Here is a 23,760-nt window from a genome sequence, read left to right as displayed (position 1 = left end):
AGAGAGAAAAACAAATGAGCAGCGCCCACTCCTTATCACCAGGAATGTCATTTTTCACCCGCAATAAGCGCCGTATGCACAAATACGGCATTATCATCGCCTTTTTCGCGCTGTGCCTGATCGTGGCGCTGATTGGCGAATATCAGGTCGCCCAGGGGGCCTGGAGCAGCAATTATTTTCTCAGCAATGAAAACACCCTGATCGTCCTGCGCCAAGTCTCGATCAACGGCATTCTGGCGATCGGCATGACCTTCGTCATCATTACGGCCGGCGTCGATCTCTCCGTGGGCTCGGTGCTGGCGCTAAGCGGGATCGTCGCCGCCCGCTTCGCCACCAACAACAGCGGATTGGCTATCGGCGACACCGCGACCGCCGTCATGGCGCCGCTGATCGTGGCGCTGGGCATCGGGATCGTCTGCGGCCTGGTGAACGGCACCGTGTTGGCTCGCTACCGGCTGCAACCCTTTATCGTCACCATGGGCATGCTCTCTGCGGCGCGCGGTTTAACCATGTTGACCACCAACGGCAATCCGGTTTCGCAATTGAACAGCGATTTCCGCTGGTTGGGCAATGGTTATGTCGGCGGCGTTCCGGTGCCGGTCATCATCTTCATCGTGCTGTTCGCCCTCGCCTGGCTGGTGCTGAATAAAACCCTCTTCGGGCGCTACATCTACGCCGTCGGCGGCAACCCGAAAAGCGCGCGCACCTCGGGGATTAACGTCACGCGCATCAAAATACTGGTGTATACGCTGTGCGGCGCGCTGGCCGGCATCGCCGGCCTGATCCTCACCGCACGCACCGGTTCGGCGCAGACCAACGCCGGCGCAGGGTATGAGCTGGACGCCATCGCAGCGGTGGTGATCGGTGGCACCAGCATGGCCGGCGGCGTCGGTACGCTGGTCGGCACCTTCTTCGGCGTGCTGATTATCGGGGTGATGAATAACGGCCTCGATCTGCTCGGCGTGCAATCGTATTACCAACAAATTATCAAAGGCGCATTGATCGTTCTTGCCGTATTGCTCGACCCATCGCGTAAGCAACAGCGCGATTAATAACATCAGACCCAACTCTACCAGGAGAAAACCATGAATAAGACCAAGATAGCGTTGTTTGCCTCTGCCATGATGCTCGGTAGCCTGTCGGCAGCTCAGGCCGCCCCGGTAAAAATCGCGGTATTGATGTACGGCAACAAAGCCGAGTTCGTGCAATTGATGGAAAGGTTCGGCAAGGAGCACCCGGTGGTGAAAAGCGGCGAGGCCGTGCTGACCTTCTACGATGGGCGTTATGATGCCTCGGTGCAAAACGATCAGGCCGCCACCGCTATCCAGACGCGCGCCGATGCCATTATCGTCAACCCGATGGATTTTGAGGCCAATATCGATATCGTCACTAATGCCAACGAAGCCAAAATTCCGGTGGTGGTCACCAACGCGCGCCTGAACACGGACGCGATGACGTCTGAAGTAGTGTCTAATGACGAGTTGGGGGGATACCTGGAAGCCAAAGCCGTCCTGGACAAACTCGACTGCAAGAACCGAAAGGTGAACGTGGTGATTATCGAAGGCCCGAAAGGCGGCAGCGGCGAGATCCAGCGCGGCAAGGGCAATGATAAAGCGATTGCCGAGTGCGGCGCCGGTCAAGTCACGGTATTGGAGCGTAAAACGGCCAACTGGTCACGCGCGGAAGCGCAGCCGCTGATGGAAAACTGGCTGCAGAAACACCGGGGCAAAATCAACGGCGTGATTGGCCAAAACGACGAGATGGCGCTGGGCGCTATCGAGGCGATCAAAGGCGCCGGCCTGAATGTGAAGGACTTCGCGATTGCCGGCGTTGACGGCGTCTCCGACGCGATTCATGCGGTGCAGGCCGGTGAAATGGTCTCTATTCTGCAAGATGCCAAAGGCCAGATGCAGGGTTCCATCGACGTCGCGCTGCGCGCCGTGAAAGGGGAAAGCTATCAACCGCAGTCGGAGATCTGGAAGCAGTACGCCAAGGATCTGAAATGGGAGGGCGGCACGCAAAAGCATTACTACATTCCGTGGACCGTCGTTACCGCAGAGAACGCCCAGTCGCTGTTGGACGCCCGTAAATAATTTCCCCCGCCCCCTGCCTTCAGGGGGCCCCGCTGGGGCGCTTGCCTGCAAACAAAAAAAAAGCCAGCACGGAGGGGCTGGCTAAAAAGTTCTTCGAGGGAATATCTTGTGCGATAAACATACGCCTTTCGCCACACGCTTTACTAGCTATCAGTGCGATAGGCGCTGCCCGTGAAAATCAACGCCTGCATATCGGCGAACATCGTTTCCCATTCCGCCTGGCCGATATCCATCAAACCGAAATAACGCAGCATAAAAGCGCCTTCGGTGGCGAGAAACGCCAGCCGCGCGCGCTTACCCTCTTCGGTAGTCAGATCCAGCCCGGCGATGCGGCTGCGATACCATTCGCGCGTGCTTGCCAGATGCTCCGGCGTTTGAATCAGCGTCGCCATCAACCCGGCGGCCTTGGCGCTGGAGGTCTGATCCGAACTTTGGGTCGCCAGCATATGCGCCCGCACGCCGGTCTGCGGCGAAGGATCGTCGCCGGCGATCTCCGCGAACAGCGTTTCATAGGCGCTGCCCCAGCGATCGAACATGGCGTCGATCAGGGCGTCTTTGCTGCCGAAGCAATACTGCACCCCGCCCTTGGAGATCCCCATCGCTTTGGCGACGGCATCGATGGTCAAACCGGCTGCGCCCTGGGTGGCGACGATCTCTTCGGCGGTGTCCAAAACCTTGTCGCGATCGATGCTGCGTTGACGTCCCATTAAGAAACCCTTCTTTTCAATACGAACGTATGGATATATATTGTCACCAGTATACCACCCGGCGCCACCGGTGGGTTACCGGAATGGCGGCGCCTTCACGCCGCCCAATTTAACTGGATTATGACTTATGTACGCCAAGAACCGCTGGTTGATCCTGACGATGGTCGCCAGCGCCCTGTTCCTGATTGTTATCGATATGACGGTGCTCTATACCGCTCTGCCACGTTTAACCCAGGCGCTGGACGCCAGCGCCTCGCAGAAACTCTGGATCGTCAACGCTTACCCGCTGGTGGTGGCTGGCCTGCTGCCCGGTGCCGGCATGCTGAGCGACCGCATCGGCCATAAACGGCTGTTTCTCGCCGGGCTGCCGGTGTTTGCCGTCGCTTCACTGTGCGCCGCCTTCTCGCCTACCGCCGAGTGGCTGATCGCCGCGCGGGTATTCCTCGCCGTTGGCGCGGCAATGATGATGCCCGCCACGCTGTCCATCGTACGCCACGTCTTTACCGACGAACGCGAACGCGCGCTGGCGATCGGCATCTGGGCCTCGGTAGCCTCGGGTGGCGCGGCCATCGGCCCGGTGGTCGGCGGCCTGCTGCTGGAGTATTTCTGGTGGGGCTCGGTGTTCCTGATCAATGTGCCGGTGGTGTTGCTGGTTTGGCCGCTGGCGTGGAAACTGATCCCGCGCTGCGGCGGCGATAACCCGCGCCCCGCCGATATCGTCGGCTCGATACAGATCATGATAGGCCTGGTCGGCGCTATCTATGCGCTGAAAGAATTGAGCAAGCCGGCGCCTGACGTCAGCGCCTTGCTCGCGGCGACTGCGATCGGCGTGTTGTTCCTGGTGCTGTTCGTTCGTCGTCAGCAGCGCAGCGCCCACCCGATGATCGATTTCTCTCTGTTCCGCAACCGGCTGTTCGCCGGCGGCATCGGCGTGGCATTGCTGTCGATGGTGGCGCTGATCGGCGTCGAGCTGGTGCTCAGCCAACGCTTGCAGCTGGTGCTTGGCCTCAGTCCGCTGCAGGCGGCGCTGTTCATCTTGCCGATCCCGCTGGCCTCGGCGTTGGCGGGGCCGATGGCCGGTTTGCTGCTGCCGCGCTACGGCGAACGCAGCATCATCCTCGGCGGTTTCGCCCTGACCGCCTTCGGCATTGCCGCCCTCGCCCTGCTGTCTCAGAGCGGCATAGCGCCACAGCTGGTGAGCCTGGCGTTGGTGGGCTTTGGCCTCGGCGGCGTGATCACCGCCGCTTCCACCGCCATCATGCTGAACGCGCCGGAGGAGAAATCCGGCATGGCGGCATCTATCGAAGACGTCTCCTACGAGCTGGGCGGCGTGCTGGGCGTGACGTTGCTCGGCGGGCTGATGACGGCGGTTTACAGCCACACTCTGGCGCTGCCGGCGGAGCTGCCGGTCAGCGATTTAGCCTACGACAGCATCGACGAAGCGTTGCGCCTGGCGGCCGGAATGGCGGCCGATCGCGCGCAGCAGTTGACGCAGCTGGCGCGTCTGGCCTTTGATCGCGCCTTTATTTCGGTACTGATCGCCGCCGCACTGTTAATGGCGCTGGGCGCAGGTGTGGTAAAACTGGCGCTGCGCAAGTAACCGAGAAAAGCGGCTTTTTTCGCCTGCGGAACCTGCGTAAACTGATTAGGCAATTTGCTCGACGGATTTATCGTCATCGGTTTGAGCGATGGCAATGATGCCTGTTATCGTGTTTAACCCTGCGATAAATCCGGTTACTGTAACAGCTATGGAAATTGATTCTGTCTACTATCGGAACAAATAATCAGGAGAAGATTATTATGGCAACGGCAAAGAAAGCAGCGAAAACCCATATCGGCCTTGACAGTAAACAATCGGCAAAACTCGCCGAAGCGCTCAATGCGCTGTTGGCAAACTATCAGGTGCTGTATATGAACGTGCGCGGCTATCATTGGAACATTACCGGCCCGCAGTTCTTTGAACTGCACGCGAAATTCGAAGAGACATATAACGATCTGCTGACCAAGGTAGATGAGCTGGCGGAACGTATTCTGACGTTGGGCTCGCAGCCGCGTCACGCTTTCAGCGACTATCTGAAAACCGCCGACATCAAGGAACACACCAACGTGACCGATGATAAGGGCACGCTGCGCGGCCTGTTGGAAGGGTATTCAATCTTGCTGCAACAGCAGCGTGAGCTGCTGACGGTGGCGGCAGACGCCGGCGACGAAGGCACCGCGTCGTTGATGAGCGATTACATCAAAGAGCAGGAAAAACAGGTCTGGATGCTCAACGCCTATTTGGGCAAATAACTCAGACGCCATAACAAAACAGTCCCTTACGGGACTGTTTTCGTTTTACCACTCGCAGGATACCGCAAACAGCAGCGCGCGCCGATGCTGATCGTCCAGGCGGCGCCGCACCCGGATAATATGGCGATTGCTGCACGACTGGCGTTCCAGCCAGCGATGCCGCCGACGTTGGCTCTGCCGCAACATGCGCCAGCGGCCCACTTCATTTCTACTGCGTCTCATAATTCCGTCACTCGTTCGTGTAATGCCAACCGCGGGCATTATAGCCCTTTCCGCCCGCGATCCAAGCCGCCGTTATCGGCGGCACCGCGGACGCCACGCGGGCAAAAGCCGCCCTTTCAATTTCGGCAAGTGCCTTAACTTCATCATATTTATGTAACATAAGCGCCGATAAAAGGTTTCGCCTTGCCCGATCTGTGCGTACACTCATCATTGGTGGTTTGCGAACGGGATTTTTCGCCTTTATGACAACATTTTATACCGTAATCAGTTGGCTCATGGTGTTCGGCTACTGGCTGCTGATCGCCGGCGTGACGATGCGCATTTTAATGAAACGCCGTGCGGTTCCCTCTGCCATGGCCTGGCTGCTGGTTATCTATATTCTGCCGCTGTTCGGCATCGTCGCCTATTTATCGTTCGGCGAACTGCACCTGGGCAAGCGCCGTGCCGAACGCGCCAAGGCCATGTGGCCGTCGACCGCGCGCTGGCTGAAGGAATTGAAAGAGAGCCGCCGCATCTTCGCCACCGAATACAGTGAAGTCGCCGAACCGCTGTTCCAGCTGTGCAACCGCCGCCAGGGCATCGACGGCGTCAAGGGCAACCAGCTGCAGCTGCTCACCACTACCGACGACACGTTGAAAGCGCTGATCCGCGACATCGAGCTGGCGCGCCACAACATCGAAATGGTGTTCTATATCTGGCAGCCCGGCGGCCTGGTCGATCAGGTGGCCGAATCGCTGATGGCCGCCGCGCGGCGCGGCGTACACTGCCGCCTGATGCTGGACTCCGCCGGCAGCCTGCCATTTTTCCGCAGCCCCTACCCGGCGATGATGCGCAACGCAGGCATCGAAGTGGTCGAAGCGCTGAAGGTCAACCTGCTGCGCGTATTCCTGCGCCGCATGGATCTGCGCCAGCACCGCAAGGTGGTGCTGATCGACAACTACATCGCCTATACCGGCAGTATGAACATGGTCGACCCGCGCTATTTCAAGCAGGATGCGGGCGTCGGCCAATGGATCGATCTGATGGCGCGCATGGAAGGCCCGGTGGCCACTACGATGGGCATCGTCTATGCCTGCGACTGGGAGATTGAAACCGGCAAGCGCATTCTGCCGCCGCCGCCGGACGTCAACATCATGCCGTTCGAGCAGGAAAGCGGCCATACCATTCAAGTGATCGCCTCCGGCCCCGGCTTCCCCGAGGAGATGATCCACCAGGCGCTGCTGACCGCGGTTTATTCCGCGCGCGAACAGCTGATCATGACCACGCCGTACTTCGTGCCGAGCGACGATCTGCTGCACGCCATCTGCACCGCCGCTCTGCGCGGCGTTGAGGTCAGCATCATCGTGCCGCGCGACAACGATTCGATGATGGTGCGCTGGGCCAGCCGGGCGTTCTTCTCCGAGCTGCTGGAAGCCGGCGTGAAAATCTATCAGTTCGAAGGCGGCCTGTTGCACACCAAGAGCGTGCTGGTCGACGGCCAGCTCAGCCTGGTCGGCACCGTCAATCTCGATATGCGCAGCCTGTGGCTCAACTTCGAGATCACCCTGGTGATCGATGACGACGGCTTCGGCAGCGATCTGGCCTGCGTGCAGGAAGATTACATCGCCCGCTCCAAGCTGCTGAACGCCAAAGAGTGGTTGAAGCGACCATTCTGGCATCGCCTGGTCGAGCGCCTGTTCTACTTTTTCAGCCCGTTGCTGTAAAAGCCGCGGCGAGCGTGCTTTAATAGCGCCAAATCATTTGTTATCAGGATTTTTTTATGGATTTGAATAACCGCCTTACCGAAGACGAAACGCTGGAACAGGCCTACGATATCTTCCTCGAATTGGCCGGCGACAATCTGGATCCGGCGGATATTCTGCTGTTCAATCTGCAGTTTGAAGAGCGCGGTGGCGCAGAACTGTACGACCCCTCCGAAGACTGGAGCGAGCACGTGGATTACGACCTGAATCCGGACTTCTTCGCCGAAGTGGTGATCGGTCTGGCGGACAGCGACGGCGAGCCGATCAACGACGTGTTCGCCCGCGTGCTGATCTGCCGCGAGAAAGACCACAAGCTATGCCACATTCTGTGGAAAGAGTGATTCGCCGCTCATATTTCGGATAAAAAAAGCCCCGCTGAGTCAGCGGGGCTTTTTGTTGCCGGCTAGCGGCGCATTACAGCGGATCGACCTTCAGACATGAAACCGCATGACGGAAACTGCCCTCCAGCAGCGGACGCGTCTTGGCGCACTCCGGCCCGGCGATCGGGCAGCGGGTGCGGAACACGCAGCCGGACGGCGGGTTGATCGGCGAAGGCAGCTCCCCTTCCAACAGCTGGATCTGCTTTTCCTTCTCCTTGTCCGGATCCGGAATAGGCACCGCCGACATCAGCGCCTTGGTGTAAGGGTGCTGCGGATTGTGGTACACCTCGTCATAGGTGCCCAGCTCCACCGCATGGCCCAGATACATCACCAGCACGCGATCGGAAATGTGCTTCACCACCGCCAAATCGTGAGCAATAAAGATCAATGACAGCCCCATTTCACGCTGCAGCTGCTGCAACAGGTTTACCACCTGCGCCTGAATCGACACGTCCAACGCGGAAACCGGCTCGTCGCAGATCACCAGCTTCGGTTCGAGGATCAGCGCACGCGCGATGCCGATACGCTGGCATTGGCCGCCGGAGAACTCGTGCGGATAACGGTTGATCAGGTTAGGCAGCAGGCCGACCTTCAGCATCATCGCCTTGACCTTGTCCTTCACTTCCTGACGCGGCATTTTCGGGTAGTAAGTGCGCAGCGGCTCGGCGATGATTTCGCCGATGGTCATGCGCGGGTTGAGCGAAGCCAGCGGATCCTGGAAGATCATCTGGATATCGCTGCGGGTTTTGCGCCAGTCGGCGTCGTTCATGCCCAGCAGATCTTTACCCAGCCAGGCGACGCGCCCGCTGGTGGCCTTCACCAGGCCGATGATGGCGCGCGCGAAGGTGGATTTGCCGCAGCCGGATTCGCCGACCACGCCCAGGGTTTCCCCCTCGAACAGCCGCAGCGTAACGCCATCGACCGCCTTTAGGGTTTTCGGCGGCTGCCAGAACCACTGCTTGTCGTCATGAATGTCGAAGTGCACTTTCAGATCGGCCACTTCGAGCAGCACTTTCTTGTCGGTTACCGCTGTCATACCAACGCCTCCACCGGTTTAAAGCAGGCGCGCAGGCGCCCTTCCCCAAATTGCTCCAATGGCGGAGCGCTCGCGCACTGCTCCATGGCGTACGGGCAGCGCGGCTGGAACGGGCAACCTTTCGGCAGCCGCAGCAGGTTCGGCGGGTTGCCGGGAATGGTCAGCAACGCTTCGCCTTCGGCGTCGAGGCGCGGCACCGCGTTCAACAACCCGATGGAGTACGGGTGGCTCGGCTGGTAGAACACCTCGCGCGCGCTGCCGTATTCCATGGTGCGACCGGCGTACATCACCAGCACCTTGTTGCAGATGCCGGCCACCACGCCCAGATCGTGGGTGATCATGATGATGGCAGTGTTGAACTCGCGCTTGAGCTCGTTGAGCAGCGTCATGATCTGCGCCTGGACGGTCACGTCCAGCGCGGTGGTCGGTTCATCGGCGATCAGCAGCTTCGGCCGGCACAGCAGCGCCATGGCGATCATCACGCGCTGGCGCATGCCGCCGGAAAACTCATGCGGATACATGCGCATGCGCTTGCGCGCTTCCGGCATTTTCACCGCGTCGAGCATACGCACCGACTCTTCGAAGGCTTCGCTTTTGCTCATTTTCTTATGCAGCATCAGCACTTCCATCAGCTGTTCGCCAACGCGCATATACGGGTTGAGCGAGGTCATCGGGTCCTGGAAGATCATCGAGATCTCTTCGGCCCGCAGCTTGTTGAGCTGGTTTTCCGGCAGGTTGAGGATTTCGCGGCCGTTGAATTTGGCCGAGCCGCCGATGCGGCCATTGCTGGCCAGCAACCCCATCAGGGCGAACGCGGTCTGCGATTTGCCGGAGCCGGATTCACCGACGATGCCCAGCGTTTCACCGGCGCGCAGATCGAAGTTCAGATCGTTCACCGCCGTCACGTCGCCGTCCGGGGTGGAAAACGTGACGCGCAGGTCTTTCACGTCCAGCAGCGGCGACGCTTTAACGCCGACGGCGGTTTGCAGCTCAGGATGTTCAATGGTGCTCATGGTGGCACTCCTTAACGATCTTTCGGGTCGAGGGCGTCACGCAGGCCATCGCCGATGAAGTTGAAACAGAACAGAGTGACAACCAGGAAACCCGCCGGGAACAGCAGCAACCACGGTGAAACTTCCATTGAGTTGGCGCCGTCGCTGAGCAATGCGCCCCAGCTGCTCAGCGGCTCCTGCGTACCCAGCCCCAGGAAGCTGAGGAAGGATTCGAACAGGATCATGCTCGGCACCAGCAACGAGGCATACACCACCACCACGCCGAGCACGTTCGGCACGATATGCCGCAGCACGATGTTGCGCGTGGAGACGCCGCACACCAGCGCCGCTTCGATGAACTCCTTGCGCTTCAGACCGAGGGTTTGGCCGCGCACGATACGCGCCATGTCCAACCACGACACCATGCCGATCGCCACGAAGATCAGCAGGATATTCTGGCCGAAGAAAGTCACCAGCAGGATCACGAAGAACATGAACGGGAAGGAGTTGAGGATCTCCAGCAGGCGCATCATCACTGAGTCGATCTTGCCGCCCAGATAGCCGGACATCGCGCCGTACAGGGTGCCGACGATCACCGCCACCAGCGCCGCCGCCACGCCGACCATCAGCGAGATGCGCCCGCCGATCGCCACGCGCACCAGCAGATCGCGCCCGGAGGAGTCGGTGCCGAAATAGTGCCCCGATTCAACGCTGGGTGCGGCGGACATCATCGCCCAATCGGTATCGTCGTAGGCGAATTGCGACAGCATCGGTGCCAGCACCACAAACAGTGTGATCAGCGCCAGTATGAACAGGCTGCTGACCGCCGCGCGGTTGTGCATAAAACGCCGACGCGCGTCTTGCCACAGGCTGCGCCCTTCCACTTCCAGCTTCTCGCTGAAGTGTTCCAGAGCTTCGCTGTTCTTTTTAGTCAACATCATTCGCGTGCTCCAGATTAATAACGGATTTTCGGATCGATGACCGCATACAGCACATCGACGATCGCGTTGAACAGAATGGTCAGAGCGCCCACCAGAATGGTCAGGCTCAACACCAGGGAATAGTCACGGTTCAGCGCGCCGTTAACGAACAGCTGGCCGATCCCCGGCAGACCATAGATGGTTTCGATCACCATTGAACCGGTGATGATCCCGACGAACGCCGGGCCCATGTAGGACAGCACCGGCAACAGCGCCGGCTTCAGCGCGTGGCGGAAAATGATGCGACGCATCGGCAAGCCTTTGGCGCGCGCGGTGCGGATGAAGTTGGAGTGCAACACTTCAATCATCGAGCCGCGCGTGATACGGGCGATGCTGGCGATATAGGCCAGCGACAACGCCACCATCGGCAAGATGATGAACTTAGGCGCACCGCCGTTCCAGCCGCCGCCCGGCAGCCATTTCAACGTGATGGCGAAGATCAGCACCAACAGCGGCGCCACCACGAAACTGGGTATCACCACCCCGGTCATGGCGAACCCCATCACCGTATAGTCCCATTTGGTGTTCTGGTTCAGCGCGGCGATCACACCGGCGCTCACGCCCAGCACCACCGCCAGCAGAAACGCGGCCAGGCCGAGCTTGGCGGAGACCGGGAAAGAGCTGGCCACCAAATCGTTGACCGAATAATCCTTGTATTTAAAGGACGGGCCGAAGTCTCCCTGCGCAAGCTGCGCCAGATAATGACCGTACTGTTTCCAGATCGGGTCGTTCAAATGATATTTGGCTTCGATATTCGCCATGACTTCCGGCGGCAATGCGCGTTCCCCGGTAAATGGACTGCCGGGCGCCAGGCGCATCATGAAAAATGAGATGGTGATAAGGATAAATAGTGTCGGGATCGCTTCCAACAAGCGACGAAGTATAAATTTCAGCATTGCCCTAACCCTGTGCGACAGCCTGATAACGGCTTATTATTCTCAACATGGGCCGGCGGCCAGGCCGCCGGCTCTTACCGTATCAATGCTTGATGATGTACAGGTTTTTGTCGTACACGTTATCAAGCGGGTCTTTGCCGGTGTAGCCACCAACGTAAGGTTTCACCAGACGGGCGTTCACGTAGTAATACAGCGGAACGATGGCGGAATCTTTATCCAGCTGAACTTCCGCTTTCTGATACAGATCGGCGCGCTCGTCTTTGCTCTTCGCGGTCAACACGTTGGCCATCAGCTTATCGAACTCGGCGCTTTTGTAGTGCGGGGTGTTACTGCTGCTGTCGGACAGCATCATGTTCAGGAACGAACTCGGTTCGTTGTAGTCGGCGCACCAGCCGGCGCGCGCCACGTCATAGGTGCCCTGATGACGGGTATCCAGGAAGGTTTTCCACTCCTGGTTCACCAGCTTCACGTCCACGCCCAGATTTTTCTTCCAGATGGAGGCGGCGGCGATCGCCAGCTTCTTGTGCAGGTCTGACGTGTTGTACAACAGGGAGAAGGTCAGCGGTTTACCCGGGCCGTAGCCGGCTTCCGCCAGCAGTTTCTTCGCCACTTCGTTGCGTTTTTCCTGCGTCCAGCCGAACCACTCCGGCGGAGTCAGCTTGGCACCGTCGGTGTATGGCGGCGTAAAGCTGTAGGCCGGCAGATCGCCCTGGTTTTTCACCTTGTTGACGATGATGTCGCGATCCATACCCAGCTTCAGCGCTTCACGAACGCGCGCATCGGTGAACGGCGCCTTCTGGTTGTTGATTTCGTAGTAATAGGTGCACAGATAAGGATCGACGTGCACCTCTTTCGGGATCTCTTTCTTCAGCTTCTGGAACAGTTCGATCGGCATGTTGTTATAAGTCATGTCGATTTCGCCGGTGCGGTAGCGGTTAACGTCGGTCACTTCCGACGAAATAGGCAGGAACGTCACTTTATTGATGATGGTTTTGGCGTTATCCCAATATTCCGGGTTGCGTTCCAGTACGATGCGTTCGTTGACAATCCAGTCTTTCAGTTTGTAGGCGCCGTTGCTGACGTAGTTGGCCGGCAGCGTCCACTTCTCGCCGAATTTCTCCACCGCCTCTTTATAAACCGGCTTCATGGCGTAGTGCGGGGTCATTTCAACCAGATAAGGCACCGGCTCGCTCAGGGTCACCTGGAAAGTGTGGTCGTCGATAGCCTTCACGCCCAGCGTCGACTTGTCTTTTTTACCGGCGATGATGTCATCGACGTTTTCCACATGGGCGTACTGCAGGTAGCTGGCGTAAGGCGACGCGGTTTTCGGATCCACTACGCGCTGCCAGCTGTAGACGAAATCTTGCGCCGTCACCGGCTTGCCGTTGGACCATTTGGCGTCTTTGCGCAGGTGGAAGGTCCAGACTTTGAAATCCTTGTTATCCCAGCTTTCCGCGACGCCCGGCACGATGGAACCGTCCGGGCTGTTGTTCGCCAGGCCTTCCATCAGATCGCGGGTCACGTTGTTTTCCGGCACGCCCTCGATTTTATGCGGATCCAGCGACTGCACTTCGGAACCGTTGTTTTTGACGATTTCTTGCTTATCCGCCAGCTGCACCCCCGCAGGAACGTCGGCGGCGAAAGCGCCGGTGGTTGCTGTGATGCCGAGCGCGGCGATGACGCCGGCGGCAATGAGGGTTTTCTTCGTGATGTTGGTCATACTTATCGACTCCAGTTTTTATTATCACAGGCTCTTCGTGGAACCTGCGTTGCCCGTAAGCGGACTCTGTTTTCCCGCCGCCGCGGAACGAATGCGGCGGCCGGCCTTCCCTATATTCCCCAGCGCCTCGGCGTGAGGAATACCCCTTTACTGCTTGATAATGTAAAGATTTTTAACGTCGGTATAGTCCAGCGGATCTTTGCCGGTGAACCCGCCTACCGTCGGCTTAATCAACCGCGCGCTGACGCGGTAATACACCGGGATCAACGCGGAGTCTTTGTCCAGCTGCGCTTCTGCCTGCTGATAGAGCGCGGCGCGCGCGGCCTCATCCGGCGCCTTCAGGGTGGCGGCCATGATGGCGTCGAACGCCGGGCTCTTATAAAACACGGTATTGATGCTGCTGTTGGACAGCACCAGGTTCAGGAACGCGCTGGGCTCGTTGTAATCCCCGCACCAGGTGGCGCGCGCCACGTCGTATTGCCCCTGATGGCGGCTTTCCAGCGAGGTCTTCCACTCCTGATTGCGCAGCGTGACGTCGGCGCCGAGGTTCTTTTTCCACATCGACGCGGCGGCGATCGCCTGCTGTTTGTTTTGATCGGAGGTGTTGTACAGCAGCGAGAACTTCAGCGGCTTGGCGTCGCTGTAACCCGCTTCCATCAGCAGTTTCTTGGCTTCGGCGTTGCGCTGTTCCTGGCTCCAGCCGGCCCAGGCGGGCTGCGTGAAGTTGGCGCCTTCGGTGAAGGTTGGCGTGAAACTGTAGGCCGGGATCTGCCCCTGGCCCATGATCTTGTTGGCGATGATGTCGCGATCCAGCGTCATCTTCACCGCCGCACGCACCCGCGGATCGGTGAACGGTGCCCGCTGGTTATTGAGTTCGTAATAGAAAGTGCACAGATAAGGGTTAACGTGCAGTTGCTCGGGCACTTCGCGCTTCATTTTGACGTACAGGTACGGCGGAATGGCGCTGTTGGTGATGTCGATCTCGCCGCTGCGGAAGCGGTTGACGTCGCTGACTTCGGAAGCGATCGGCAGGAAGGTCGCCTGATTGATCACCGTCTGCTTGTTGTTCCAGTAGCTCGGGCTGCGCTCCAGCACAATGCGCTCGTTCACCACCCACTCTTTCAGACGGTAAGCGCCGTTGCCGACATAGTTGGCGGGCAGCGTCCATTTGTCGCCGAATTTCTCCACTACCGCGCGCTTCACCGGTTTGAGCGACGTGTGGCTCAGCATGCTGATGAAATACGGCACCGGTTCGCTCAGCGTCACCTGCAGCGTCTGGTCGTCCAGCGCCTTGACGCCGAGGGCCTGCGGAGGCTTCTTACCGGTCAGGATATCGTCGATATTGTCGACTTTGGTGTACTGCAGGTAGCTGGCATAGGGCGAGGCAATTTTCGGATCGGCCAGGCGCTGCCAGCTGTAGACGAAGTCTTGTGCGGTCACCGGGCTGCCGTCGCTCCACACCGCGCCGGGGCGCAGGTGGAAGGTCCATTGCTGATAATTCTGGTTTTCCCAGCTCGCCGCCGCTGCCGGCACCACATGTCCGTTGGCGTCGGTGCTCACCAGCCCTTCCAGCAGGTTAAGAATGATATTGCTTTCCGGTACGCCCTCGACCTTATGCGGATCCAATGAAGCCACTTCGCTGCCGTTGTTGATCACAATATTCTGCTGCTGCGCCAACTGAACGCCGGCCGGCACTTCCGCCGCCAAACTGCTATTTATGGCGCCGACGCTCAGCGCGCCGCTAATCAACAAGCTCAAAGAAGTGCACTTCAGGGTTTGCTGCATAATCGAGGCTCCTTTTCACCGACAAGCATCGCTTATCGAAGTTTGTGAAGTGTTTATAAGAATTCTAAATAAACGGATTCCAGCAAAAATCATTCCCGTTTTTATGGCGCATTTCAGTTAATTGACCACGGGAAAGTTGCTCGGAAATTAGCAGAAGCCAAATTCCATAGCCAATAAATTTTACGAAAATGTTAAGCAATTCTCTTTTATCGCACGAAGCCCGATCCGGCCCCCAAGATCGAGGACGCGTAGAAACAAAATCATCGCTATGATTTTAAAGAAAAAAAAGATGAAATCATTTCATTTGAAACCATCAACGCAATCTCATTACCGCACAAAGAAACATTCAGTTAACAATCCGGACATTCAAAGAACAAACACCTGCCTATGGTCGGTTAATCACTAATAACACCTGGATGAAAGTGAGACAAGCCCCACAGAATGATGTGATTAATTTAACAACAGCTTTACCGTTGAGCGGGGGCAAAACGCGCGGAAATGGGGGAAGAAAAGTGTCTGAAATAACGCTTAGCGTTTTTTTTGCACAGCAACATGAGATTTATGCAACATAAGAGTGCAACCGCATAAATTTCATTCATCCTGTGCACTATAATAATGCGAACCAATAAATAATTTAAACTTTAAAATTAATTTTAGCCGCGCCTAGGCGAAAGGTACGCGGCTAAACAAAGGGTATTACAACAGGCCGGGGAATATCGCCTTAATGCCGGTAACGATAAACTCGATCCCGAGCGCCATCAGCAACAGACCCATGATACGGGTGATCACGTTGATGCCGGTCTGCCCAAGCAAACGCACCAACAGCGGCGCGGCGCGGAACAACAACCAACAGCAAAAGGCGAACAAGGCGATCGCGACCGTAAAGCCGAGCAGGCTTTGCCAGTTGTGATAACGGGAACTCCACACGATGGTGGAACTGATCGCCCCCGGCCCTGCCATCAGCGGCAGTGCTAACGGCACTACGCCGATGCTCTCGCGGATTGCGCTCTCCGATTTTTCCTGTTTGTTCTGTTTGTCTTCTCCCAGCTTGCCGCTGATCATCGACATGGCGATGGTCACCACCAGAATACCGCCGGCGATGCGGAACGAATCGATGGAGATGCCGAACATCCGCAAGATCCCTTCGCCCAGGAACAGCGATGTCCACAGAATAATGGCGACCGACAGGTTGGCGGTCAGGTTGGTTTTATTGCGCCCTGCTTCCGCCTGGTAGCTGGTCATGCTGATAAACACCGGCAAGATGCCCACCGGGTTGACCAGCGCAAACAGACCGACAAAGAACTTGATAAAGCCGGAAAGATCCAACAGAGATTGGCCCACAGATGGCTCCGCGTTAAGTGCTATAAAAAGGTGTGCTGCCTATGCGCGCTAATGTAATGGAATTGCCGTGGGTAATCCATCCGGCCAGAGCAGCATTTTTGACTACCAGCAAGTTAGGCAACAAAACAAATGCCCTTTGTTAAAGTGATGTATGGCCTTTTGATTTTTTATGTTGAAAAAAGAGTCATCGATCACGGTTATTGATAACTACTCTCAACACCGTCAAGCTGAAAGGTGTCAGCTTGCACTTTTCATGATTTAGATCACAAATCAACTACCCAACAGTGGGTAAGCTCTTAGTCGTAGTCAGGGAGTAGAACAAAGTCGGTGGCAATCCAGCCGGTTCCGTTCTCTTCACTGCCTGCCCCTCCGGTTGGCGCAGGGTAAAGCTCTTTAAGCAAATCAGCAGCATGCGAAGAAATAACGCGGGAAACCCCCGGTATTCGAATCACCGTTTATTCCCGTTATGACTATACTAGTGGCTCGCACGGCTTATTTACTGAAAGAGTTTAACATTATCAGGAGAGCATTATGGCTGTAACGAATGTCGCTGAACTGAACGAGCTTGTCGCACGTGTCAAAAAAGCCCAGCGCGAATATGCCAACTTCACTCAAGAGCAAGTGGATAAAATCTTCCGCGCTGCCGCCCTCGCCGCTGCTGATGCCCGTATCCCGTTGGCCAAAATGGCCGTGGAAGAATCCGGAATGGGTATCGTCGAAGACAAAGTGATCAAAAACCACTTCGCTTCCGAGTACATATACAACGCCTATAAAGATGAAAAAACCTGTGGCATCCTGTCTGAAGATGACACTTTCGGTACCATCACCATCGCCGAACCTATCGGCCTGATTTGCGGTATCGTCCCTACCACCAACCCAACTTCTACCGCGATCTTCAAAGCGCTGATCAGCCTGAAAACCCGTAACGGCATCATATTCTCGCCGCACCCGCGTGCGAAGAATGCCACCAATAAAGCCGCCGATATCGTGCTGCAAGCCGCTATCGCCGCCGGCGCGCCAAAAGACATCATCGGTTGGATCGACCAACCTACCGTCGAGCTGTCCAACCAGCTGATGCACCACCCTGACATCAACCTGATCCTGGCCACCGGTGGCCCGGGCATGGTGAAAGCCGCCTACAGCTCCGGCAAACCGGCCATCGGCGTCGGCGCCGGTAATACGCCGGTCGTGGTAGACGAAACCGCAGACATCAAGCGCGTGGTCGCCTCTATCCTGATGTCCAAAACCTTCGACAGCGGCGTTATCTGCGCTTCCGAACAGTCGGTCATCGTCGTTGACGCTATCTATGATGCGGTACGCGAACGCTTCGCTTCCCACGGCGGCTATCTGCTGCAGGGTAAAGAACTGAAAGCGGTGCAGGACATCATCCTGAAAAACGGCGGTCTGAATGCGGCCATCGTCGGGCAATCCGCACCGAAAATCGCCGAAATGGCAGGCATCAAAGTGCCGGCCAACACCAAAGTGCTGATCGGTGAAGTGAAGCTGGTCGACGAGTCCGAACCTTTCGCACATGAAAAACTATCGCCTACCCTGGCGATGTACCGTGCCAAAGACTTCGAAGACGCCGTCGCAAAAGCCGAAAAACTGGTCGCCATGGGCGGTATCGGCCACACCTCCTGCCTGTACACCGACCAGGATAACCAAACGGCTCGCATCGCCTACTTCGGCGATAAAATGAAAACGGCTCGCATCCTGATCAACACCCCGGCTTCTCAGGGCGGTATCGGCGACCTGTACAACTTCAAACTCGCGCCTTCGCTGACGCTGGGTTGCGGTTCCTGGGGTGGCAACTCCATCTCTGAGAACGTCGGACCTAAACACCTGATCAACAAGAAAACTGTAGCGAAGCGAGCAGAAAACATGTTGTGGCACAAACTTCCGAAATCGATCTACTTCCGCCGTGGCTCGCTGCCTATCGCGCTGGAAGAAGTGGCGACCGACGGGGCGAAACGCGCCTTCATCGTGACCGACCGTTTCCTGTTCAACAACGGCTATGCTGACCAGATCACCAAGGTTCTGAAGTCTCACGGCATCGAAACCGAAGTGTTCTTCGAAGTGGAAGCCGATCCGACGCTGAGCATCGTGCGCAAAGGCGCCGAGCAGATGAACTCCTTCAAACCGGACGTCATCATCGCGCTGGGCGGCGGTTCGCCGATGGACGCCGCGAAAATCATGTGGGTGCTGTACGAACATCCTGAAACCCACTTCGAGGATCTGGCGCTGCGCTTCATGGACATCCGCAAGCGTATCTACAAATTCCCGAAAATGGGCGTGAAAGCGAAAATGATCGCCATCACCACAACTTCAGGCACCGGTTCGGAAGTCACGCCGTTCGCCGTCGTGACCGACGACGCCACCGGGCAGAAATACCCGCTGGCCGACTATGCGCTGACCCCGGACATGGCGATTGTCGACGCCAACCTGGTGATGAACATGCCGAAATCCCTGTGCGCCTTCGGTGGCCTGGATGCGGTGACCCACGCGCTGGAAGCCTACGTCTCGGTGCTGGCGAACGAATACTCCGACGGCCAGGCGCTGCAGGCGCTGAAACTGTTGAAAGAGTATCTGCCGGCCAGCTACAAAGAAGGCGCGAAAAACCCGGTTGCCCGTGAACGCGTGCACAACGCCGCCACCATCGCCGGTATCGCTTTCGCCAACGCCTTCCTCGGGGTTTGTCACTCCATGGCGCACAAACTGGGTTCGGAGTTCCACATTCCGCACGGCCTGGCCAACGCGATGCTGATTTCCAACGTCATTCGCTACAACGCGAACGACAACCCGACCAAGCAGACGGCCTTCAGCCAGTACGACCGCCCTCAGGCGCGCCGCCGCTACGCTGAAATCGCCGACCACCTCGGCCTGAGCGTACCGGGCGACCGCACCGCACAGAAAATTGAGAAACTGCTGGCCTGGCTGGACGAGCTGAAAACCGAGCTGGGCATCCCAACCTCCATCCGTGAGGCGGGTGTGCAGGAGGCGGACTTCCTGGCGAAAGTCGACAAGCTGTCGGAAGACGCGTTCGACGACCAATGCACCGGCGCCAACCCGCGCTATCCGCTGATTGCCGAACTGAAGCAAATCATGCTGGATACCTTCTACGGCCGCGAATTCAGCGAAGCAGTCGAAGAGGAAGCGGCAGCTCCGGCTGCAGCCAAAGCCGCGGTAAAGAAGCCCAAGAAATAACGGTTTCGTGAACCGATAAAAAAACCCGCCAAACGGCGGGTTTTTTATTGCGCCGGAGGCGCTGCATTTCGACTCACGCCGCCAAAACGCCTCAGCGGGCTTTGGCGGCGTTTTCTCCCCTACTCCAGGGAGTGAATCGCCTCTTTATAATGCTTACGGCAGACGGAGACATAGCTCTCGTTACCGCCAATCACCACCTGCTCACCGGCGTGCATCGCCTGGCCGTTTTCATCCAACCGCAACACCATATTGGCTTTGCGCCCGCAGTGACAGATGGTTTTCAATTCCACCAGCTTATCGGCCCAGGCCAGCAAATATTGGCTGCCGGTAAACAGCTCACCGAGAAAATCGGTACGCAGGCCGTAGCACAATACGGGAATGTCCAGTTGGTCCACCACATCGCACAATTGCTCAACCTGCGCCTTGGTCAGGAACTGGCTTTCATCCAGCAGTACACAATGCACCGGCTGCTGTTGATGCTCTTGCTGAATCATGGCGTACAGCATCGAGTCGTTGTTATAGAGCTGGGCCTGCGAGGATAAACCGATGCGCGAGCTGACCTTACCTACGCCAAAACGGTGATCGATCTCCGCAGTGAACACCAGCGTGCGCATACCACGTTCTTGATAGTTATATGAAGACTGTAGCAGCGCGGTGGACTTGCCGGCATTCATCGCAGAGTAATAAAAATAAAGTTGAGCCATGGCCCCGCAACTCCGATGGTATAAGAAATATTCAAATGTCGATTAGGACGGTAAGTGTACCATAAGCCGCCCCCCAGGCTCAGCCCAAAGCGAACGAATATTGCGTTCGCCGTAATAATGCGCTTTCAAGCGAAACATATCGTTCTGTCGGCCCGTTCTTTTTACAGCTATTTACAGGATAATGTATGCCTGTCATCACTATTAATTCTTGCTAATGGTTAACCGCGATCATTTGCCCATTAATGCATAATCACCCTTTCGCCGCGGCGGGTGCCGCAACCGCAACGGCGCGCCAGCCTATTATACACGGGGCCAATACAGGGCATTTAATCACCTCCGCTGTCCCCGACGTTTCCTGACGCAATCTTTACCTATATACCCCTATTGTTTACAATGTCTGCCTTGCCATGACGTGATTAAGCCCACAGAACCCATTGTAATATTGATATAAATTACGGCGATAACTTATCGATGAAAGCCTTGCGACACACGCCTTTTAAAGCATGCCTGCTGAAATTTTGACTTAAGTGCGACAAGGGTAATAGTTAACAGCCCTTCCTATATTAGTCGGACAGATCCGATTAACGGTTTTTTAAAAGGTAAATTTGAGTATTCAAGTCAATTTGGCTATTGCAGAAAAGAAAATAGCGCTCTATTATTATCGAGACGCCCCCCACCAATATAATTTGAGACTAGGACAATGAGCGAAGCATTAAAGATTTTGAACAACATCCGCACTCTGCGCGCCCAGGCAAGAGAATGCACACTGGAAACGCTGGAAGAAATGCTCGAGAAACTGGAAGTTGTTGTGAACGAACGTCGCGAAGAAGACAGCCAGGCTCAAGCAGAAATCGAAGAACGCACCCGTAAACTGCAGCAATACCGCGAAATGCTGATTGCTGACGGTATCGATCCGAATGAACTGCTGCAAACCATGGCTGCCAACAAGGCTGCCGGTAAAGCAAAACGCGCAGCACGTCCTGCTAAATACCAATATAAAGACGAAAACGGCGAATTGAAAACCTGGACCGGCCAAGGCCGTACTCCAGCGGTGATTAAGAAAGCTATCGAAGAGCAAGGTAAATCTCTGGACGATTTCCTGCTGTAATAGCGATTCGGCCCGTATCTGAAAGGCTCCCTGCGGGGGGCCTTTTCATTTTAAAGCTTATCGCCGCGATCCTGCCTCATCCCTTTCCTTTTAGTAAATATCCTAATTCGCATTTTGTTCCTTGCATGAGGTTCCAGCGAAAAAAAAGGGCCCTAAGGCCCCTTTGTCGCATATACCCTCGTTCAATTATTGAACCTGGTAGAATGCCTTATACCAATCAACAAAGCGCTTCACACCCTCTTCAACGCTGGTTTCCGGCTTAAAACCAATGTCACGATAAAGCTCCGCGGTATCCGCGCTGGTATCCATCACGTCGCCAGGTTGCATTGGCAGCATATTCTTGCGGGCAGTTAGCCCCAAAGCCTGCTCCAACGCCGTGATATATTCCATCAGTTTAACGGGGGTGTTATTGCCGATATTATAAACATGATACGGCGCGGAACTGGTCGCCGGCGATCCCTGTTCAACGGTCCATGACGGATCTGCCTGCGGAATAACCGCCTGCAGCCGCACAATCGCCTCGGTGATATCATCAATGTAAGTAAAGTCACGGTGCATTTCACCGTGGTTATATACATCGATACTCTCCCCCGCCAATATGGCCTTGGTAAACTTGAACAGCGCCATATCCGGACGCCCCCAGGGACCATATACGGTAAAGAAGCGTAGCCCCGTCGTCGGCAGACCGTATAAATGAGCGTAACTGTGTGACATCAGCTCATTGGCTTTTTTGGTTGCCGCATACAGTGACACAGGGTGGTCGACAGAATCTTCGGTAGCAAACGGCAACTTGCGATTGAGGCCATAAACAGAGCTGGAGGAAGCGTAAAGTAAATGCTCGACCTTATTATGACGGCAGCCTTCCAGAACGTTCAAATGACCGATCAGGTTAGCGTCCGCATAAGCCAACGGGTTGACCAGCGAATAACGCACGCCGGCTTGGGCACCCAAATGAATGACTCGTTGGAACTGATGCTCGGCGAACAATGTCGCCATGCCTTCACGATCGGCCAAATCCAACTTGATGAAGCGGAATCCCGGCTTATCCGCCAGTCTGTCCAGACGGGCCATTTTCAGGCCCACGTCATAATAGTCATTCAGGTTATCGATGCCGACAACCTGATGCCCGGCGGTCAACAAACGCTCTGCAACGTGATAACCAATAAACCCTGCGGCGCCTGTAACCAGGAATTTCATGCCCACTCCTTAAATAACCGGTTTAATCGAGGCACCGCGGCCAATCGCATAGTAGGTAAAGCCGCGATTCGCCAAACGCTCAGGATCGTACAGGTTACGTCCATCGAAGATCACCGGCTGCTTCAACGCGCCCTTGATCACATCAAAGTCCGGCGCGCGGAAATTCTGCCATTCGGTGCAGATCACCAGAGCATCGGCGCCGTGCAACGCAGCCTCTTTGGTACCCATCAGCTTCAAATCGTCGCGCTGGCCATAGATGCGCTGAACTTCGTTCATCGCTTCCGGATCGTAGGCCTGAACGGTGGCGCCGGCAGCCCACAGCTGCTCCATCAGCACACGGCTGGACGCTTCACGCATATCATCGGTATTCGGCTTGAACGCCAGCCCCCACAGTGCGAAGGTTTTGCCCTTCAAATCGCTGCCGAAATAGTCTTTGATAAAGCTGTTCAGCTTGTCTTTTTGTTGGTAGTTGACCTGCTCTACCGCCTGCAACAGCTTCGGTTGGTAACCGATCTGCTCCGCCGTGCGGATCAGCGCCTGAACATCTTTCGGGAAGCAAGAACCACCGTAGCCACAGCCAGGATAGATGAAGTGATAACCAATGCGTGAATCGGAACCGATGCCCTGACGCACTTTCTCGATGTCCGCGCCCAACATTTCCGCCAGGTTGGACATTTCGTTCATAAAGCTGATTTTGGTCGCCAGCATGCAGTTGGCGGCATATTTGGTCAGTTCCGCGCTGCGGATATCCATCATGATCATACGATCGTGATTGCGGTTAAACGGCTCGTACAGCTCGCGAATAGGCTCGATCACCTCTTTATTATCGGTGCCGATCACGATGCGCTCAGGGCGCATGCAGTCAGCCACCGCAGCGCCTTCCTTCAGGAATTCAGGGTTGGACACCACGTCGAACGGCACGTTGCTGCCGCGTTTTGCCAACGTTTCCGCCATCACCTGACGCACTTTGTCCGCCGTACCGACCGGCACGGTAGATTTGTCGATCACCACTTTGCGATCGGTCATATGCTCGGCGATGGTGCGCGCCACCGCGGTGACATATTTTAGATCGGCGGAACCGTCTTCATCCGGCGGCGTACCGACGGCGATAAACTGGATATTCCCGTGCGCCACACCCGCTTTGGCATCGGTGGTGAAATGCAGGCGCCCAGCCTCATAGTTTTGCTGTACCAGCGGCGTCAGGCCCGGTTCAAAAATCGGGATATTCCCTTTTTTCAGGTTCTCGACTTTTCGTTCGTCAACATCGATGCACATAACGTCATGGCCAACTTCAGCCAGCACGGCGGCCTGTACCAGCCCCACATAACCAATACCAAAAACTGTTACTTTCATGTGAAAAT

General features: G+C 56.5%; 20 protein-coding genes. 8 read left to right on the top strand and 12 right to left on the bottom strand.

Translation table 11 applies throughout. From position 1 onward, the window contains the following. Positions 1–14 precede the first annotated feature (14 nt). Both ACJ8PN_RS15805 and ACJ8PN_RS15800 read left to right on the top strand, forming a co-directional pair. The gene (locus ACJ8PN_RS15805; RefSeq protein WP_033643291.1) at positions 15–1,052 is read left to right on the top strand and encodes an ABC transporter permease; all 1,038 of its coding nucleotides are present in this window, start codon (positions 15–17) and stop codon (positions 1,050–1,052) included. A gap of 33 nt (positions 1,053–1,085) precedes the next feature. Further along, positions 1,086–2,093, top strand: coding sequence for a substrate-binding domain-containing protein (locus tag ACJ8PN_RS15800; RefSeq protein WP_442535058.1), 1,008 nt, complete (start codon positions 1,086–1,088; stop codon positions 2,091–2,093). A gap of 143 nt (positions 2,094–2,236) precedes the next feature. On the opposite strand, the gene ACJ8PN_RS15795 is transcribed toward ACJ8PN_RS15800, so the two are convergent. Then, complete coding sequence (locus ACJ8PN_RS15795; protein WP_442535057.1) at positions 2,237–2,800, bottom strand: TetR family transcriptional regulator; 564 nt, start codon at positions 2,798–2,800, stop codon at positions 2,237–2,239. Positions 2,801–2,927: 127 nt separating this feature from the next. Between ACJ8PN_RS15795 and smfY the strand changes: the two genes are divergently transcribed. Continuing rightward, complete coding sequence (gene smfY / locus ACJ8PN_RS15790; RefSeq protein ID WP_171454158.1) at positions 2,928–4,400, top strand: multidrug efflux MFS transporter SmfY; 1,473 nt, start codon at positions 2,928–2,930, stop codon at positions 4,398–4,400. A gap of 200 nt (positions 4,401–4,600) precedes the next feature. After that, entirely contained in the window at positions 4,601–5,092 is a 492-nt protein-coding gene (locus ACJ8PN_RS15785; protein ID WP_004932132.1) for a Dps family protein, read from the top strand. 45 nt (positions 5,093–5,137) lie between these two features. Here ACJ8PN_RS15785 and ACJ8PN_RS15780 read toward each other — a convergent pair whose 3' ends face one another. Then, complete coding sequence (locus tag ACJ8PN_RS15780; RefSeq protein ID WP_025159792.1) at positions 5,138–5,314, bottom strand: YciY family protein; 177 nt, start codon at positions 5,312–5,314, stop codon at positions 5,138–5,140. Between the two features lie 242 nt (positions 5,315–5,556). Here ACJ8PN_RS15780 and cls point away from each other — a divergent pair, with 242 nt between their 5' ends. Further along, entirely contained in the window at positions 5,557–7,017 is a 1,461-nt protein-coding gene (cls, locus tag ACJ8PN_RS15775; protein ID WP_004932137.1) for a cardiolipin synthase, read from the top strand. A gap of 56 nt (positions 7,018–7,073) precedes the next feature. Next, positions 7,074–7,397, top strand: a complete 324-nt coding sequence (locus ACJ8PN_RS15770) for an HI1450 family dsDNA-mimic protein (protein WP_004932139.1) — start codon at positions 7,074–7,076, stop codon at positions 7,395–7,397. A 73-nt stretch (positions 7,398–7,470) separates the two neighbouring features. On the opposite strand, the gene oppF is transcribed toward ACJ8PN_RS15770, so the two are convergent. The 7 genes from oppF to ACJ8PN_RS15735 form a co-directional block, all read right to left on the bottom strand. Continuing rightward, positions 7,471–8,472: a murein tripeptide/oligopeptide ABC transporter ATP binding protein OppF gene (gene oppF / locus ACJ8PN_RS15765; RefSeq protein ID WP_004932143.1), complete on the bottom strand. Its 1,002-nt coding sequence runs from the start codon at positions 8,470–8,472 to the stop codon at positions 7,471–7,473. Beyond that, on the bottom strand, positions 8,469–9,485 hold the full coding sequence (locus ACJ8PN_RS15760) for an ABC transporter ATP-binding protein (protein WP_044031106.1): 1,017 nt from the start codon (positions 9,483–9,485) through the stop codon (positions 8,469–8,471). Before ACJ8PN_RS15760 ends, oppF begins: the two co-directional genes overlap by 4 nt. Positions 9,486–9,496: 11 nt before the next feature. After that, positions 9,497–10,405 carry an oligopeptide ABC transporter permease OppC gene (gene oppC / locus ACJ8PN_RS15755; protein ID WP_004932149.1) on the bottom strand — a complete coding sequence of 303 codons (909 nt, stop codon included), beginning with the start codon at positions 10,403–10,405 and terminating at the stop codon, positions 9,497–9,499. 14 nt (positions 10,406–10,419) lie between these two features. Further along, entirely contained in the window at positions 10,420–11,340 is a 921-nt protein-coding gene (gene oppB / locus ACJ8PN_RS15750) for an oligopeptide ABC transporter permease OppB (protein ID WP_004932150.1), read from the bottom strand. Between the two features lie 82 nt (positions 11,341–11,422). Continuing rightward, positions 11,423–13,060, bottom strand: coding sequence for an oligopeptide ABC transporter substrate-binding protein OppA (oppA, locus tag ACJ8PN_RS15745; RefSeq protein ID WP_004932153.1), 1,638 nt, complete (start codon positions 13,058–13,060; stop codon positions 11,423–11,425). A gap of 147 nt (positions 13,061–13,207) precedes the next feature. Next, positions 13,208–14,845, bottom strand: coding sequence for an ABC transporter substrate-binding protein (locus ACJ8PN_RS15740; protein WP_411260823.1), 1,638 nt, complete (start codon positions 14,843–14,845; stop codon positions 13,208–13,210). 696 nt (positions 14,846–15,541) lie between these two features. Further along, complete coding sequence (locus tag ACJ8PN_RS15735) at positions 15,542–16,186, bottom strand: YchE family NAAT transporter (RefSeq protein WP_015378089.1); 645 nt, start codon at positions 16,184–16,186, stop codon at positions 15,542–15,544. Positions 16,187–16,717: 531 nt separating this feature from the next. Between ACJ8PN_RS15735 and adhE the strand changes: the two genes are divergently transcribed. Beyond that, a complete protein-coding gene (gene adhE / locus ACJ8PN_RS15730; protein ID WP_171454160.1) occupies positions 16,718–19,390 on the top strand; it encodes a bifunctional acetaldehyde-CoA/alcohol dehydrogenase in 2,673 nt (890 codons plus the stop codon). 119 nt (positions 19,391–19,509) lie between these two features. On the opposite strand, the gene ACJ8PN_RS15725 is transcribed toward adhE, so the two are convergent. Next, the gene (locus ACJ8PN_RS15725; protein ID WP_015378091.1) at positions 19,510–20,094 is read right to left on the bottom strand and encodes a thymidine kinase; all 585 of its coding nucleotides are present in this window, start codon (positions 20,092–20,094) and stop codon (positions 19,510–19,512) included. A gap of 700 nt (positions 20,095–20,794) precedes the next feature. Between ACJ8PN_RS15725 and hns the strand changes: the two genes are divergently transcribed. Then, positions 20,795–21,202 (top strand): histone-like nucleoid-structuring protein H-NS, encoded by a 408-nt coding sequence (gene hns / locus ACJ8PN_RS15720; protein ID WP_004932170.1) that lies wholly within the window; start codon positions 20,795–20,797, stop codon positions 21,200–21,202. Positions 21,203–21,388: 186 nt separating this feature from the next. Here the strand turns inward: hns and ACJ8PN_RS15715 are convergent, their stop codons facing one another. Both ACJ8PN_RS15715 and ACJ8PN_RS15710 read right to left on the bottom strand, forming a co-directional pair. Then, a complete protein-coding gene (locus ACJ8PN_RS15715; RefSeq protein WP_015378092.1) occupies positions 21,389–22,399 on the bottom strand; it encodes an NAD-dependent epimerase in 1,011 nt (336 codons plus the stop codon). Between the two features lie 9 nt (positions 22,400–22,408). Then, a complete protein-coding gene (locus ACJ8PN_RS15710; protein ID WP_004932175.1) occupies positions 22,409–23,752 on the bottom strand; it encodes a UDP-glucose dehydrogenase family protein in 1,344 nt (447 codons plus the stop codon). Positions 23,753–23,760: the final 8 nt, after the last annotated feature.

Source organism: Serratia sp. CY76391, assembly GCF_052166695.1.
Classification (GTDB): Bacteria; Pseudomonadota; Gammaproteobacteria; order Enterobacterales; family Enterobacteriaceae; genus Serratia; species Serratia nematodiphila.
This window is presented reverse-complemented; position numbering and strand designations above follow the sequence as displayed.

What these genes read in the sequence shown, in the direction of transcription:
- ACJ8PN_RS15805 (WP_033643291.1), top strand. Translation starts at nt 15, where the DNA reads ATGAGCAGCGCCCACTCCTTATCACCAGGAATGTCATTTTTCACCCGC.
- ACJ8PN_RS15800 (WP_442535058.1), top strand. Translation starts at nt 1,086, where the DNA reads ATGAATAAGACCAAGATAGCGTTGTTTGCCTCTGCCATGATGCTCGGT.
- ACJ8PN_RS15795 (WP_442535057.1), bottom strand. Translation starts at nt 2,800, where the DNA reads ATGGGACGTCAACGCAGCATCGATCGCGACAAGGTTTTGGACACCGCC.
- smfY (WP_171454158.1), top strand. Translation starts at nt 2,928, where the DNA reads ATGTACGCCAAGAACCGCTGGTTGATCCTGACGATGGTCGCCAGCGCC.
- ACJ8PN_RS15785 (WP_004932132.1), top strand. Translation starts at nt 4,601, where the DNA reads ATGGCAACGGCAAAGAAAGCAGCGAAAACCCATATCGGCCTTGACAGT.
- ACJ8PN_RS15780 (WP_025159792.1), bottom strand. Translation starts at nt 5,314, where the DNA reads ATGAGACGCAGTAGAAATGAAGTGGGCCGCTGGCGCATGTTGCGGCAG.
- cls (WP_004932137.1), top strand. Translation starts at nt 5,557, where the DNA reads ATGACAACATTTTATACCGTAATCAGTTGGCTCATGGTGTTCGGCTAC.
- ACJ8PN_RS15770 (WP_004932139.1), top strand. Translation starts at nt 7,074, where the DNA reads ATGGATTTGAATAACCGCCTTACCGAAGACGAAACGCTGGAACAGGCC.
- oppF (WP_004932143.1), bottom strand. Translation starts at nt 8,472, where the DNA reads ATGACAGCGGTAACCGACAAGAAAGTGCTGCTCGAAGTGGCCGATCTG.
- ACJ8PN_RS15760 (WP_044031106.1), bottom strand. Translation starts at nt 9,485, where the DNA reads ATGAGCACCATTGAACATCCTGAGCTGCAAACCGCCGTCGGCGTTAAA.
- oppC (WP_004932149.1), bottom strand. Translation starts at nt 10,405, where the DNA reads ATGATGTTGACTAAAAAGAACAGCGAAGCTCTGGAACACTTCAGCGAG.
- oppB (WP_004932150.1), bottom strand. Translation starts at nt 11,340, where the DNA reads ATGCTGAAATTTATACTTCGTCGCTTGTTGGAAGCGATCCCGACACTA.
- oppA (WP_004932153.1), bottom strand. Translation starts at nt 13,060, where the DNA reads ATGACCAACATCACGAAGAAAACCCTCATTGCCGCCGGCGTCATCGCC.
- ACJ8PN_RS15740 (WP_411260823.1), bottom strand. Translation starts at nt 14,845, where the DNA reads ATGCAGCAAACCCTGAAGTGCACTTCTTTGAGCTTGTTGATTAGCGGC.
- adhE (WP_171454160.1), top strand. Translation starts at nt 16,718, where the DNA reads ATGGCTGTAACGAATGTCGCTGAACTGAACGAGCTTGTCGCACGTGTC.
- ACJ8PN_RS15725 (WP_015378091.1), bottom strand. Translation starts at nt 20,094, where the DNA reads ATGGCTCAACTTTATTTTTATTACTCTGCGATGAATGCCGGCAAGTCC.
- hns (WP_004932170.1), top strand. Translation starts at nt 20,795, where the DNA reads ATGAGCGAAGCATTAAAGATTTTGAACAACATCCGCACTCTGCGCGCC.
- ACJ8PN_RS15715 (WP_015378092.1), bottom strand. Translation starts at nt 22,399, where the DNA reads ATGAAATTCCTGGTTACAGGCGCCGCAGGGTTTATTGGTTATCACGTT.
- ACJ8PN_RS15710 (WP_004932175.1), bottom strand. Translation starts at nt 23,752, where the DNA reads ATGAAAGTAACAGTTTTTGGTATTGGTTATGTGGGGCTGGTACAGGCC.